The 13,583-nt window shown below is 59.4% G+C and carries 12 protein-coding genes and 1 pseudogene; 7 read left to right on the forward strand and 6 right to left on the reverse strand.

The annotated features are described in order from the left end of the window. The first annotated feature begins 186 nt into the window (after positions 1–186). The 4 genes from OKW98_RS14990 to OKW98_RS15005 all read left to right on the forward strand — a co-directional run bounded on the left by OKW98_RS14990 (position 187) and on the right by OKW98_RS15005 (position 4,419). A complete protein-coding gene (locus OKW98_RS14990; protein WP_265389741.1) occupies positions 187–1,512 on the forward strand; it encodes an MFS transporter in 1,326 nt (441 codons plus the stop codon). 40 nt (positions 1,513–1,552) lie between these two features. After that, on the forward strand, positions 1,553–2,713 hold the full coding sequence (locus OKW98_RS14995; RefSeq protein WP_265385456.1) for an L-talarate/galactarate dehydratase: 1,161 nt from the start codon (positions 1,553–1,555) through the stop codon (positions 2,711–2,713). Positions 2,714–2,970: 257 nt separating this feature from the next. After that, positions 2,971–4,023 carry a LacI family DNA-binding transcriptional regulator gene (locus tag OKW98_RS15000; protein WP_265385457.1) on the forward strand — a complete coding sequence of 351 codons (1,053 nt, stop codon included), beginning with the start codon at positions 2,971–2,973 and terminating at the stop codon, positions 4,021–4,023. A gap of 69 nt (positions 4,024–4,092) precedes the next feature. Then, positions 4,093–4,419: a low molecular weight protein tyrosine phosphatase family protein gene (locus OKW98_RS15005; protein ID WP_265385458.1), complete on the forward strand. Its 327-nt coding sequence runs from the start codon at positions 4,093–4,095 to the stop codon at positions 4,417–4,419. Between the two features lie 83 nt (positions 4,420–4,502). Here the strand turns inward: OKW98_RS15005 and OKW98_RS15010 are convergent, their stop codons facing one another. The 4 genes and pseudogenes from OKW98_RS15010 to araD1 form a co-directional block, all read right to left on the reverse strand. Continuing rightward, positions 4,503–6,083, reverse strand: coding sequence for an aldehyde dehydrogenase (NADP(+)) (locus OKW98_RS15010; protein ID WP_265385459.1), 1,581 nt, complete (start codon positions 6,081–6,083; stop codon positions 4,503–4,505). Between the two features lie 107 nt (positions 6,084–6,190). Continuing rightward, positions 6,191–7,746 (reverse strand): annotated as a pseudogene (locus OKW98_RS15015) (UxaA family hydrolase). Positions 7,747–7,801: 55 nt separating this feature from the next. After that, positions 7,802–9,121: an MFS transporter gene (locus OKW98_RS15020; protein WP_265385460.1), complete on the reverse strand. Its 1,320-nt coding sequence runs from the start codon at positions 9,119–9,121 to the stop codon at positions 7,802–7,804. Positions 9,122–9,190: 69 nt separating this feature from the next. Beyond that, positions 9,191–10,189, reverse strand: coding sequence for an AraD1 family protein (gene araD1, locus OKW98_RS15025; RefSeq protein WP_265385461.1), 999 nt, complete (start codon positions 10,187–10,189; stop codon positions 9,191–9,193). 103 nt (positions 10,190–10,292) lie between these two features. Between araD1 and OKW98_RS15030 the strand changes: the two genes are divergently transcribed. Further along, positions 10,293–11,237: a LysR family transcriptional regulator gene (locus tag OKW98_RS15030; RefSeq protein WP_265385462.1), complete on the forward strand. Its 945-nt coding sequence runs from the start codon at positions 10,293–10,295 to the stop codon at positions 11,235–11,237. Positions 11,238–11,335: 98 nt separating this feature from the next. Here the strand turns inward: OKW98_RS15030 and OKW98_RS15035 are convergent, their stop codons facing one another. Further along, the gene (locus tag OKW98_RS15035; RefSeq protein WP_265385463.1) at positions 11,336–11,794 is read right to left on the reverse strand and encodes a GNAT family N-acetyltransferase; all 459 of its coding nucleotides are present in this window, start codon (positions 11,792–11,794) and stop codon (positions 11,336–11,338) included. 95 nt (positions 11,795–11,889) lie between these two features. On the opposite strand from OKW98_RS15035, the gene OKW98_RS15040 reads away from it, so the two are divergent. Beyond that, positions 11,890–12,258 (forward strand): histone-like nucleoid-structuring protein, MvaT/MvaU family, encoded by a 369-nt coding sequence (locus OKW98_RS15040; RefSeq protein WP_265385464.1) that lies wholly within the window; start codon positions 11,890–11,892, stop codon positions 12,256–12,258. A gap of 127 nt (positions 12,259–12,385) precedes the next feature. Here OKW98_RS15040 and OKW98_RS15045 read toward each other — a convergent pair whose 3' ends face one another. Continuing rightward, positions 12,386–13,012 (reverse strand): glutathione S-transferase family protein, encoded by a 627-nt coding sequence (locus tag OKW98_RS15045; RefSeq protein WP_265385465.1) that lies wholly within the window; start codon positions 13,010–13,012, stop codon positions 12,386–12,388. Positions 13,013–13,268: 256 nt separating this feature from the next. Between OKW98_RS15045 and OKW98_RS15050 the strand changes: the two genes are divergently transcribed. Beyond that, positions 13,269–13,517 carry a CsbD family protein gene (locus OKW98_RS15050; RefSeq protein ID WP_265385466.1) on the forward strand — a complete coding sequence of 83 codons (249 nt, stop codon included), beginning with the start codon at positions 13,269–13,271 and terminating at the stop codon, positions 13,515–13,517. Positions 13,518–13,583 lie beyond the last annotated feature (66 nt).

The raw sequence follows: 13,583 nt of genomic DNA on the forward strand, positions 1-13,583 counted from the left end.
TATTTTCGTTGGCTGGGTGTGATCTGTGAGGTGAGCACTCTTTTTTTAGCTTCGCATGATTGCGCAATCATCGGCTGCCGACGCTCAGGTTGACGGGGCTGCCAACGCCACCTGCCACACATCACAATAAGGAAAATAAAAGTGATCCAGAACACGCTGCAACCCAGGACAAACGTCCGCTATCTCATGCTTGCGATGATATTTATCGTGACTGTTTTCAATTACGTCGACCGCGCGACGTTGTCGATTGCTGCCCCCTCCATGCGCACTGACCTGAGCTTCGACGCCGTCACCATGGGCATCGCTTTCTCCGCATTCGGCTGGGCTTACACCAGCATGCAAATCCCCGGAGGCATCGTCCTCGACCGGTACGGCTCCCGCGCGGTGCTCGGATTGAGCTTGATTATCTGGTCGGCGCTGACCTATCTGCAGGGCTACGTCGACCTGTTCAGCTCCGCATTTCTGGTGCTGTTTGTGCTGCGCTTTCTGATGGGGGTCGCTGAATCCCCGGCGTTTCCGGCTAATAACCGCCTGACCGTCATGTGGTTTCCTCGCCATGAACGTGGCCTGGCGACGGCGGTTTTCCAGTCGGCGCAATATTTCGCCCTCGCTGTTTTCACGCCTCTGATGGTGCTGTTGCTCAACAGCTTCGGCTGGCAGCACGTGTTTTTCTGGACGGGCGGGGCAGGGATCCTGATCGGTCTGCTGTGGTTCAGGATGGTCCGTGAGCCGCGCAGTGACAAACGCGCCAATCAGGCCGAAATCGATTACATCGAGGCAGGCGGTGGGTTGCCTGACATGGGTGACGTAAAGACCCCCTTCAGTTGGAAGCGCGTTCGTGCGATCGGCGGTAACCGGATGATGCTGGGGGTGTACCTCGGCCAGTTCTGTCTGACGTCGATCACCTGGTTTTTCCTGACCTGGTTTCCGACTTATCTGATTGAAGCCAAAGGCATGACCATGCTCAAAGTGGGCCTCGTCGCGGCCATCCCGCCCATCGCCGGCTGCCTGGGTGGCATGATCGGTGGCATCTGGTCCGACTGGATGCTCAAGAAGGGCTTCAGCCTGACGACCGCCCGCAAGACTCCGATTATCTGTGGGCTGTTGCTGTCCAGCAGCATCGTCATTGCCAACTACACCCAGTCTGTCGCGCTCGTGATCGCTGTGATGTCGCTGGCGTTTTTCGCCAAGGGCGTCGGCAATCTCGGTTGGTGCATTGTCGGGGACGTCTCGCCCAAACGTGCCATGGGCATCAGCGGTGCAATGTTCAACTTCTGCGGCAACATCGCCAGCATCGTGACGCCCATTGCCATCGGCGTGCTGGTCAACCAGATGGGATCGTTCGATTCGGCACTGATCTACGTCGCCGCCATGGGCCTGCTCGGTGCATTCGCCTACCTGGTCATTGTCGGGCCGCTGACTCGTCTGGAGATCGACGACCTCGACGACGATGCGGTGGCTCCGGTTGTCGAGGCGCCCACAAAACCGGATCTCGCGAACTCTCGCGCGTGAATTTCCCAACAGACACTTCTTCAAGACCAAGGAACGCACCATGCCCGTAGAACAAAAACACACCACGTCTTCCGACGATGACCAGATTGCCTGGGTGAAAGTGTCGTCGGTGTTCTTGCCTCTGGCCAACCCGATCAGCGACGCCAAGGTGCTGACCGGCCGGCAGAAGCCGATGACCGAAATCGCCATTCTGGTGGCCGAGATCGAAACCAGAGATGGCCACCGGGGCCTGGGTTTCAGCTACTCCAAACGTGCCGGCGGCCCGGGCCAGTTTGCCCATGCCAATGAGATTGCGCCTGCGTTGATCGGAGAAAACCCCAGCGACATCGCCAAGCTGTGGACCAAATTGTGCTGGGCGGGGGCTTCGGTGGGCCGCAGCGGTCTGTCGACTCAGGCCATCGGCGCCTTTGACGTTGCGTTGTGGGACCTGAAAGCCAAACGCGCCAACTTGTCGCTCGCCCGCTTGCTCGGCGCTCATCGGGATTCGGTGCGCTGCTACAACACATCAGGCGGCTTCCTGCATACGCCGCTGGATCAGTTGCTGCACAACACCGATATGTCGCGGGAAAAGGGCATCGGCGGCATCAAGCTGAAGGTGGGGCAACCCGATTGGGCGCTTGATCTGCACAGGGTTGCGAGCGTGCGCAAACATCTGGGTGATGACTTCCCGTTGATGGTCGATGCCAATCAGCAGTGGGATCGTCCGACTGCGCAGCGAATGTGCCGGCGCTTCGAGGAATTCAACCTGATCTGGATCGAGGAACCGCTCGATTGCTACGACGCCGAAGGGCACGCGGCGCTGGCCCAACAGTTTGATACACCGATCGCGACAGGGGAGATGCTCACCAGCGTTGCGGAGCACGCTGAGTTCATTAATAAGCGCGGCGCCGACTTTCTCATGCCGGACGCCCCACGGGTGGGTGGTATCACGCCGTATCTGAAGGTCGCGGCCATGGCCGAGCAGGCCGGGATAATGCTGGCGCCGCATTTTGCCATGGAACTGCATGTTCACCTGGCCGCTGCCTACCCAACGGAGCCATGGGTCGAGCATTTCGAATGGCTGGAACCGTTGTTCAACGAGCGCCTGGAAACCCGCGACGGACGCATGCTGGTGCCGAACCGCCCAGGCCTCGGGCTCTCTCTGAGCGAGCAAACCCGCGCGTGGACCGCGCAGGTCGCTGAGGTGGGTTCGCGGCCCTGACCGGCGATATTCGGCAAGGGCGTGGCAGCGGTGGGCTGGACCCGCTGCCACGCTCGTTGTATGCCACTTCGATGAGATGGACCGCCGCAGCGCAGCGTCCGGCCATCACGCTGCTCGATATCCGTATTCAGTTCCCGGTCGGGTGAGCGGGCCATTTATTTAACCGGGTGCTTGTCGCCCCAAGCTTTGTTAAATTCCCCCTCGACACAGCTTGTCTCAGAGCTGAGCCAACCCCAGTGTTGAATTCGGAATCCTTCATGCCCAAGAAACCAGGCGGGCCTGCCCAGCAGGAACTGTCGTCCGTGCCGAAAAAACCCTCCAGCCCTACCTTGATTGATGTTGCCAAAGTAGCGGGCGTGTCGCCCATGACGGTTTCGCGGGCGTTGCACCGGCCTGATCTGGTGAGCGAGGACACCCGCGAGAAGGTGCGCGAAGCCGTTCGAAAGACCGGCTATGTGCCGAACATGCTGGCGGGAGGGCTGGCGAGCAACAAGAGTCGTCTGGTGGCGATCTTTTTGCCCACCATCGCCAACAGCATTTTCGCCGACACGGTTCAAGCCTTGATGGACCGACTGACTCAAGCAGGCTATCAGACCCTCCTCGGGCTTACCGGGTACGACGCGGAGCAGGAAGAAAAACTCCTGGAGGCGGTATTGGGACGTCGACCGGACGGTATCGTGCTGACCGGTACTTTACACACCGCATCCAGTCGCACCCGATTGGCTCAAGCAGGTATTCCCGTAGTGGAAGCATGGGACTTGAGCGAAGATCCCATCGACATGCTGGTGGGCTTCTCCCACGAACGCGTTGGTGAAGAAACGGCTCGGCATTTGCTGCACAAAGGCTACAAGCGCTTTTCTGTCGTGGCGATCAGCGATCCCCGGGGTATGCGTCGGTGCAATAGCCTGATCGCCGAACTCAAAAAGCACGGCATCACCGACGTGCCCATGCAACTGCTCGCACCTCCGGCAACGTTGCAAGTGGGACGGGAAGGGCTGGCAGGACTGCTCGGCCGAGGCATCAGCACCGACGTCGTTGTGTGCAGCTCCGACACCGTCGCTCAGGGGGTTCTGGCCGAGGCGGCAAGTCGTGGCCTTCAGGTTCCCGGGGATCTGGCGGTCATGGGCTTTGGTGATCTCAGCAGCGCAGCTCAGGTTTACCCTGCGTTGTCGACGGTCAGCGTCAATGGGAGTCGCATCGGGTTACAAGTTGCCCAGGCCTTGCTGGATCGGTTTCATGAACACACCTCCAGCAGCAGTCGTATTCGCGTCGACACCGGTTTTGCATTGATCGACCGCGCCAGTACTTGATGGGCGATTCTGTTAATCAGCCTGTGCCACGAGCAACGCCTCATCCTTCTCCTGGCTTTTGGATCTAAAGTGACGAATCTCCTGTTCATCTGTAGTCGTAACCAGTGGCGAAGCCCTACAGCGGAAGCGATGTGGCGCCGTCGACCCGGTTTCAATGTGCGTTCGGCGGGCACCAGTTCCAGTGCACGCAAGCAAGTTGGGCCTGCGGACATTCGCTGGGCAGAAGTGATCTTCGTCATGGAGCGTAAACACCTGCAGCGGCTTCGCGCAGAGTACGCTCGGCTTCTTGAACACAAGCTCATCCACGTTCTGGAGATCCCTGACGATTTTCAATATATGGATGCCGAACTGGTGGACCTGCTGGAGAGTGGGGTGGGTGAGTACCTCGGGCGGTAGGCACTTCGCCGGCGAGTTGCGATTAACGGATGATAAAAACCGCCCCAATCGGGCGGTTTTTCATGGCTCCCTCGGCTTGGCCGTCAAAGTGCCCCATTCGACTGTTGCCCATCCACCAACCGCTGAATGCCCAACGGGTTAGCGTCTTGCAACGCAGGGGGCAGCAAAGCATCCGGGTAATTCTGGAAACATACCGGGCGCAGGAAGCGATCAATCGCCAATGTCCCCACCGACGTCCCGCGCGCGTCCGACGTCGCCGGGTACGGCCCGCCATGCACCATCGTCTCGGTGACTTCCACGCCCGTCGGATAGCCGTTCAACAGAATCCGGCCGACCTTCTCCTGCAAAAACTCGGTCAGCCAGCGGTATTCCATCAGCTCATCCGCTTCGCCGAAGACGGTGGCCGTCAGTTGCCCGCGCAGGCCATTGAGCGCTGCGGCCAGTTGCGCCTGATCGGCGACTTCGATAACGATGGTGGCCGGCCCGAATACCTCTTCCTGAAGCAGTTCGTCACCGCTGAGCAGCAGGCTGACGTCGGCTTTGAACAACTGCGGTTGGGCCTGGCTACCCTGTTGCGGACTTCCCGCCAGATGCGTCACGCCCGGGTGCGCGAGCAAGTGTTGCAGCCCCTTGCTGTAGCTGGCCAGGGTTCCAGCGTTGAGCATGGTCTGCGCCGGTTGATCGTCCATTCGCGCAGTGAAGCGCTCCAAGAACGCCGTGAAATCGGCCGACTGCACGCCGATGATCAGCCCGGGGTTGGTGCAAAACTGCCCGCAACCCAAGGTCACCGAGGCGGCGAGCTCATTGGCGATCGTGTCGCCACGCACCTTTAGCGCCTGGGGGAGAATGATTACCGGGTTGATGCTCGACATTTCGGCGAATACCGGAATCGGCTGGGGACGCTCGGCCGCCATCTTGCACAAGGCGTTGCCGCCTTTGAGAGAGCCGGTGAACCCCACGGCTTGAATCGATGGATGCTTGACCAGCCACTCGCCGACGCCCCCGCCATAGATCATGTTGAACACACCGTCGGGCATACCGGTGCGCGCCGCTGCACGCATGATCGCGTCCGCCACCCATTCAGCGGTCGCCATGTGGCCGCTGTGCGCTTTGAATACGACCGGGCAGCCCGCCGCCAGGGCAGAAGCGGTATCCCCACCGGCAGTGGAAAACGCGAGGGGGAAGTTGCTCGCGCCGAACACAGCGACCGGGCCCACGGCGATTCGGAACTGACGCAGATCGGGGCGGGGCAGGGGTTTACGATCCGGCAAGGCGCGATCAATGCGCGCACCGTAAAAGTCACCCCGACGCAGCACGTTGGCGAACAGGCGCATTTGCCCGCTGGTGCGACCACGCTCGCCCTGGATACGTCCGGCAGGCAACGCCGTCTCACGGCAGACGGTGCTGACGAAATCGTCGCCCAACGCATCCAGCTCGTCGGCGATGGTGTCCAGAAATTCGGCGCGGCAGGACGCTGGCAGATTGCGATAAATCGGGTAGGCAGCAGCGGCCGCCTTGGCTGCCGCGTTGACTTCGCCTTGCGTCGCCTGGATGAACTGGCCTGGGAGTGCCTCGCCTGTGGTGGCATCGGAACTTTGCAACTGCACACTGCCAGCGCCGAGTCGCTGTCCACCGATGTAGTTCAGACCGAGAATCTGCGTCATGTCAGGGCTCCTGATTGGATGAGTAAATGTCGGGACACCCGCTGAACCAAGCGGCTCCCCACCGTGCTGGACGATGGGAGCCGGAGTGCCGAAGTAAATGAGAGGTCTTACGTGATCGCGCCGATCTGCCACGGCACGAACTCGTTCTGGCCGTAGCCATGCTGTTCGCTTTTGCTTTTGTCACCCGAGGCGATGCGCAGCATCATGCGGAAGATGTATTCGCCGCGTTCCTCGATGGTCATGGTGCCGTCGGCAATCCCGCCGCAGTTGACGTCCATGTCTTCTTCCTGGGTTTCCCACAGACGGTTGTTGGTGGCGAGCTTGATGGACGGCGAGGGCGCACAGCCATACGCCGAACCGCGCCCCGTGGTGAAGGCAATCAGGTTGGCCCCGCCAGCGACCTGGCCGGTGGCGGAGATCGGGTCGTAGCCGGGGGTGTCCATGAACACCAGGCCATGTGCCCTGATGGTTTCAGCGTATTCGTAGACATCCACCAGATCGGTGGAGCCCGCTTTGGCGACGGCCCCCAGGGATTTTTCCAGAATGGTGGTCAAGCCTCCGGCTTTGTTGCCCGCCGAAGGGTTGTTGTTCAGCTCGGCGTCCATACGCTTGCAATAGGCTTCCCACCAGTGAATGCGGGCGATGAGCTTTTCACCGACTGTCTGGCTGACGGCGCGGCGGGTCAGCAAGTGCTCGGCGCCGTAGACCTCTGGCGTTTCCGACAGAATCGCGGTGCCACCGGCTGCTACCAGGCGGTCGACTGCGTTGCCCAATGCAGGGTTCGCCGTGATGCCCGAATAACCGTCCGACCCACCGCACTGCAGGCCGATGATCAGGTGGCTGGCGCTGACGGGTTCGCGTTTGACGTGGTTGGCTTCTGCCAGCAGTGACTTCACTTGCGCGATGCCACTGGCGATGGTTTTCGACGTGCCGCCTGTGCCCTGAATGGTGAACGTGCGCAGCGAATGGCTGCTGGTCAGGCCCTGGGCTGCCAGCAGATCGGGAATCTGATTCGTCTCACAACCCAGGCCGATCATCAGCACCGAGGCAAAGTTCGGGTGAACGGCATATCCCCCAATGTCCTGCGCAGCATGGCCAGCGCCTCGCCACCCGGATCGACGGCGCAGCCCACGCCATGGGTGAGTGCGACGACGCCGTCGACGTTGGGGTATTCAATCAATGCCTCAGGATGAATGTCGCGGCGGAAATAGTCGGCGATCGCCCGCGCCACTGTGGCGGAGCAATTGACCGACGTCAGGATGCCGATGTAGTTGCGAGTCGCCACACGGCCATCGGCGCGCACGATGCCCATGAACGTCTCCGCTATAGGGGCAGGGCTGCCTTTGGCGTCAACACCGAACGCGTAGTCCCGAGAGAAATCGCCCATGGCGACGTTGTGGACATGCACGTGTTGTCCCGCTTCGATGGACTGGCTGGCGAAGCCGATGATTTGACCGTAGCGGCGCACGGGTTGGCCCACGTCGATATGACGCGCCGCGACTTTGTGACCGGAAGGCACAGGCTCAAGCACCTCGATACCTTCGGCTTTAAGCACCAGACCTTTGACCAGCGGTTGCCGGGCGATCAACACATCGTCCAGCGCGTTGAGTCTGATCACGGCATTGGCAGCGGTTTCGCTGCCTGTTGTTGTTATGAGCTGCATGACGATTGCCTCGGTTATTCAGTGAGCGCAATGGGAATGGGCAGAACAGGGCAGGTCACGCCAATCCACGTTCGCGGTAATCAATCAGACTGGAGAACAGCACCAATCCCAAGGCCATGGCGACGAAGAAAATCAGCGCCAGGAAGTACGAACCGGTGTATTGCACGATCAAGCCAATCAGGATGGGCACAATCACGCCAACCATGTTGCCGCAGAAGTTCATGCTGCCGCCCAACACACCCGCTTTGGACTGGCCGCCGAGGATCGCCGGCAGGCACCAGTACATGCCGCACCAGCGAATGAAAAACAGCGCCACGCACAGCAGCGAGATGACCACGACGGCGTCACTGCTATACGCCACGGCGAGAATGCACAGGGCGGCAATGGCCGCAGAGCCTGCGAACATGCTGCGCATGACAGTGTTGGGTTGACCACCGGCCGCTTTCCATTTGTCGGCCACCCAGCCGCCAAACAGTTCACCGATGAACCCGCACATGAAGATCAGAAAGGTCGCGCCGCCCATGGCCTTGATGTCCAGGTTATGGGCCTGGTGCAAGTAGCTCGGCATCCAGGTGAGCAGGCCGTAGAACACACTGTTGTAGCAAGCGAAGCCCGCGAACATGGCCAGCACTGAACGGCTCTTCAGCAGTTCCTTGAGGATCGCCTTGCGCCCGCCCGTGGCTTTTCTGGCCGCTTCATTAGCGTCAGTGATGTACGCCAGCTCTGCAGCATTGACCTTAGGGTGCTCACTGGGGTGGTTCCTGATGTACCACCATGCCCATACGCCCACGACCATGGTGCCCAGGCCGGCGATGACGAAAGCTATCCGCCAGGAGCCAAACCAGGTGATCAATCCCGCAATCAGGATCGCGCCCAGTGCAGTGCCGAGCGGTGCGCCGCCATCGACCAGGGTCGCACCGCGACCGCGCTCATTGGGCGTCAGCCAGGCACCGTTGAGCTTGGCCCCGGCCGGCATGATCGGCGACTCTGCGACACCCAGGCCGATGCGCGTGATGAGCAGCGTGATCCAGTTGTGTGCGCCGCCCGCCAAGGCCTGGAACAGACCCCAGCCAATGGTGGCGATGCCGACAATGTTGCGGGTCTGAAAACGGTCAAGCAGCATGCCGCCAGGGATCTGCATGAGCGCATACGACCAGAAGAACGCGCTGAGCATCAAACCTTCCAGCGCCGGCGTCATGTTGAAATCAGCCGAGATCAGCGGCAGCGCAACGGACAGCGAAGCCCGGTCGATGTAGTTGATGGCGGAGAGCAGCAGCAGGAGCAGGAATATCCTCCACCGCACGGTGGTGGGACGGGCGCTCGTGGCACTCGTCGAGGCAGTCGCCGTGACGACCTGTACATTGCCAGTGGTCATGTTCATCTCACTCTTATGTTTATTATGAAATGCATCCGTTGCTAAGGGCCCGGTGCAGGGCCTGCCCCGTCAGAGCGATCTTGTTTCTCCAATGTTGAACGCTGAGGCGACGACTTCGAAGGTGTTGCACAGGGGTTTTCCGAACTCGTTCATGCTGATCTCGAACCGATCACCCGGCTGAGTTTTGACGTTGTCTGCGACCGAAAGGGTGGCCGTGCCGAAGAAGTGCACATGCACATCGCCCGGGCGCAGGAACTGGGTGTACTTGAAGTGGTGGTATTCCAGGTTCTCCAGGCTGTGGCACATGTTGTCCTCGCCGCTGAGAAACTCTTTCTCCCAGAGCACCTTGCCGTCGCGCCAGATCCGGCTGGTGCCCGCCAGGTGTCGGGGCAACTCACCGACGCGCAGCTCCGGCCCATAGGCGCAGTTACGCAGCTTGGAATGCGCCAGATACAGGTAATTGCGTCGCTCCATGACGTGGTCGGAGAACTCGTTGCCCAAGGCGAAGCCCAGGCGGTACGGCGTGCCGTCATGGCCGATCACGTACAGGCCGGTCAGCTCGGGTTCTTCGCCCGCATCTTCGGCGAATTCGGGCGACTGGAACGCCTGGTTCGGGCGTACCACAATCGAACCGTCGCCCTTGTAGAACCATTCTGGCTGAACGCCCACAGCACCTGCCGCCGGACGGCCGCCATCGATACCCCATTGAAACATCTGAGCGGTGTCCGTCAGCGCAGCCTGATTGTCGGCTTTTTCCTGGTGCATCTTGTCCCGAGTCGAAGCGCTTCCCAGGTGCGTCAGGCCAGTGCCGCTGATCAGGCAGTGGGCCGGGTCTTCATGGTCCAGTGGCGGCAGGACGCGGTGGGTTTCCAGCAGTTGGGTATAACCTTCGGCACACAGTGAGGTGCCCGCGCTCTGTACTTCCTGCTGCAGGCTGTGGCCATTGGCAATGGCGGCAAGGGCAAGAGTGCGCGTGCTGGATATGCCGTTGACCACCTGAATCGAGTCGCCCTCGACCACGCCGACACGGCGCTGGCCCGCAGAATCTTCGAACTGGATTAAACGCATGGTGAGGCCTCGGCTTGTTGTTATGGTTGAGGCCACTTTAAATTTCCAGGCTGCTGCTGCCTAATGAGAGTTACGACCCAAGCGATAACTTTTAGGTATACCCATGCTGCCGTCCTTCTCATCCATGGTGTCTCGCCTGCGACTCAAGCAGCTGCGCCTGTTGATTGCCCTCGACGAGCATGGCTCGGTGCGCAAAGCGTCCGAGATCATGGCGTTGTCGCAACCGGGCGCGACCAAGGCATTGCAGGAAATCGAGACCGTTTTTGGCTCAAGCCTCTTCGAGCGCACGAGCAAGGGGCTGGAGGCCAACGATCTTGGCCGCTGCGTGATTCGTTATGCCCGCTTGATTCACACTGACCTTGAGCACCTGCGCGAAGAAATGGTCGGCATCCTCAAAGGGCAAGGCGGGCGCCTGACCATCGGCACCATCATGGGCGCCGTGCCAACGCTGGTGGACAGCCTGGCGCGACTGCGCGACAAACAGCCGGAACTGTCGATCTCCATCGTCGAAGACACCAGTTCAAGGCTGTTGAGTTTGCTGGACCAGGGCAGGCTGGATGTCGCGATCTGCCGAACCAGCGTCAGCCCACGTCCAGGCGCTTATCAAACCCGCTTCCGCGCACAGGAGCCGCTGGTGGTGGTGGCGAATCCGGCGCATCGCCTGGCACAGGCGCCGAAGCTGCAGTTGGACGACTTGATGGACAGCCGCTGGGTAGTCTTCCCGGTCAACATGCCCATGCGCTTGACGCTCGAGCGCGAGTTTCGCCAAGTGGGGCTGAGTTTTCCGCTTTACGCGATCGAGACGTCTTCGACCTTCACGACGTTGTCGCTGTTGCTCAAAGACCCGAATCTGGTGGCCGTCATGCCAAACGATGTCGCTCAGATGGCGCTGGATCACGGGATGTTGGTGAAATTGGCGCTGACGATTCAATCCACCAGTGAGCCTTATGAGATCGTGACTCGATCGAATGTGGAGTACACGGCGTCGATGGTGTTGCTGATTGAGGAGATGACGGGGGTGAGGTTGGGTTCATCAAAGGATGAGTAGGCTCGCCCGCCATAAAGCATCAGCCTGGAAGGATGGGGTCTGGTTGGCAGCAACAGCTTGCAAGCTGAGCGGTGTCATCTGTGCGGTACAGGGTAGGCCTAAAGCCTGCGCTGCATTAGCGAATGCTCTTTGCCCCAGGCACGAAACGACTCTAGATACTCCCATCCGCGCTTTGCGTAATAGTGACGTCGGTCCTGTGTGTGCAAATACAGTTTCTGATGTCCAGTTTCTTTTGCGTTAGAGCAGACCTCTGTAATTAGTTGTTCGGCCAAGCCACGCTTCCTTGCCGATGGTGCAACAAGGACACACGCAAGCCACGGCCCGAGTTCTGAGTAATCGGGCGAGTCGTGTTTGGCCAAGGCGGCCCCTCCGAGGAGCTGACCATTTTCCAGCGCGATCACGGCTCGCCAGTTCCCGTCATTCTGGCCATCTCTGAATTCTTGCTGCCAATCATGGAGCGCCTGAGTAGCGAACTCATACGCGAACTGTTCATGCAGCCACGATGCGAATGTGTCGCTATAGTCCATGTGATCACACAGCAAGACGGTCTGGAACATGTGATTAATCGTTGAGGTGAGCAGGTTTGTAGCGAATGACTCATTACCGGCGTTAAGCTAACATCGGTCACATCAAAACGACCTTGGAGATTTACATGTCCCGCCTCGCAGAGTTTCGCAAGCTTGAACAACAACTCGCCGCCCAGCTCGCCGAACTTGAAACCCTGAAAAATGATAGCGGTTTGAAGAAAGAAATCGAATTTGAAACCAAACTGCGCGGCCTGCTCGGCGAGTACGGCTTCAGCTTGAGAGAGATAGTCGGCATTCTCGATCCCCAGGCAGCCAGCGGCCGGAAGTCTGCTCCAGTGGCTGCCGAGAAAAAGACACGTAAGGCTCGAGAGATGAAGGTGTATAAAAACCCGCTGACAGGTGAGGTCGTAGAAACCAAGGGCGGCAACCACAAGCTTCTGAAAGCCTGGAAAGGTCAGTTCGGCGACGAGGTTGAGAATTGGTTGGTTAAATGACCCGTAGAAGATGAAACAGCCGTCGTGAGACGGCTTTTTTCTGGCTGCCATTTCGCTCTGATGTGAGCCATGGAGCGCTTGAAGACGCGGTCAAAGGCAGGAACTACCAAGCCTGCGTATTTAGCGGTCAGCCCGCGAACTTGTAATCGCCGCCTTTTTTGATCGCATTGATATAGGCCGGACGCGCCTGGAACCGGTCTATCCACGCGGCGAGGCTAGGGTAGTCTTGCAGCATGCCTTGGGACTTTGCGAACTCGCCAATAAAGCTCATTTGGAAATCCGCGCCGCTGATTTCTTCACCCAATAAATACGGGGTAAGTTTCAACGCGTTCTCCAGATAACCTAGGTAGTTGGCCAGCTCAGATTCGATTCGCGGCTGCAGCGGCTTGCCAGCTTCCCCAAGACGCCCGACATAAAGGCTAAGCATCAGCGGCAGCATGGCCGACCCTTCGGCGAAATGTAACCATTGCACATATTCGTCATAGGTTGCGGTGGCCGGGTCAGGTTGCAAGCGGCCGTCGCCGTGGCGGCGGATCAGATAATCGACAATAGCACCGGATTCGATCAGCACATGAGGGCCGTCCTGAATAACCGGTGATTTGCCCAGCGGGTTTATGGCTTTCAGTTCAGGGGGCGCGAGGTTGGTCTTGGCATCTCTTTGGTAGTGCTTGATTTCGTAGGGCAGGGCGAGTTCTTCGAGTAGCCAGAGGATGCGCTGCGAACGGGAATTATTGAGATGGTGAACGATGATCATGAAGTTCCCTATAAGGTGGAAAGGTGTGTAGGGACAGACTGTTCTGTCGCACTGTGGTTCTAAATGGTTGCGAAATCAGCAGTCAGTAGCATCCTCTCGAAGGCTGCGCCTCGATCATGGTGCAAAACCTGATTCGCGAGGAATCCAGAGGCTCATCCTCGCTGAACTAATCACTGCGCCCGCCCCCTAATTCTGCGCACGTTGCGCCAATCCCAGGCTGATCCTGGGTCACTCACACACGAAGGTTTGGTGAATCATGAAGAGCGAACAGGTAGAAGGCGTTGTAGAGCAGGTTGCCGGCAAAGCACAGAGCGCAGTAGGGAAGCTGTTTGGTGATTCGAAGCTGGAGGCGGAAGGTACCGGTCGCCAGGCTTCTGGTCAGTTGACCCAGGCCTATGGCGATGCCATGGACAGCGTAGCTGCGTTTGTTAAAGAAAAACCAGTCGCTGCGGTTGCAATTGGTGGAATAGCTTTGCTGATTCTAGACCGTCTCTTGCGCCGCTGAGTGAGGAGAGAGGGAAGTTCCGATAGGGGCGTCCCCGTTAAATCTTCATCTGCCCCCGAGGTCTGC

The sequence above is a fragment of the Pseudomonas sp. KU26590 genome, assembly GCF_026153515.1.
Lineage (GTDB): Bacteria > Pseudomonadota > Gammaproteobacteria > Pseudomonadales > Pseudomonadaceae > Aquipseudomonas.

Coding starts and splice junctions, on each gene's coding strand:
- OKW98_RS15045 (WP_265385465.1), bottom strand. CDS start 13,012: ATGATCATCGTTCACCATCTCAATAATTCCCGTTCGCAGCGCATCCTC.
- OKW98_RS15030 (WP_265385462.1), top strand. CDS start 10,293: ATGCTGCCGTCCTTCTCATCCATGGTGTCTCGCCTGCGACTCAAGCAG.
- OKW98_RS15020 (WP_265385460.1), bottom strand. CDS start 9,121: ATGACCACTGGCAATGTACAGGTCGTCACGGCGACTGCCTCGACGAGT.
- araD1 (WP_265385461.1), bottom strand. CDS start 10,189: ATGCGTTTAATCCAGTTCGAAGATTCTGCGGGCCAGCGCCGTGTCGGC.
- OKW98_RS15050 (WP_265385466.1), top strand. CDS start 13,269: ATGAAGAGCGAACAGGTAGAAGGCGTTGTAGAGCAGGTTGCCGGCAAA.
- OKW98_RS14990 (WP_265389741.1), top strand. CDS start 187: ATGCTTGCGATGATATTTATCGTGACTGTTTTCAATTACGTCGACCGC.
- OKW98_RS15000 (WP_265385457.1), top strand. CDS start 2,971: ATGCCCAAGAAACCAGGCGGGCCTGCCCAGCAGGAACTGTCGTCCGTG.
- OKW98_RS15035 (WP_265385463.1), bottom strand. CDS start 11,794: ATGTTCCAGACCGTCTTGCTGTGTGATCACATGGACTATAGCGACACA.
- OKW98_RS14995 (WP_265385456.1), top strand. CDS start 1,553: ATGCCCGTAGAACAAAAACACACCACGTCTTCCGACGATGACCAGATT.
- OKW98_RS15010 (WP_265385459.1), bottom strand. CDS start 6,083: ATGACGCAGATTCTCGGTCTGAACTACATCGGTGGACAGCGACTCGGC.
- OKW98_RS15040 (WP_265385464.1), top strand. CDS start 11,890: ATGTCCCGCCTCGCAGAGTTTCGCAAGCTTGAACAACAACTCGCCGCC.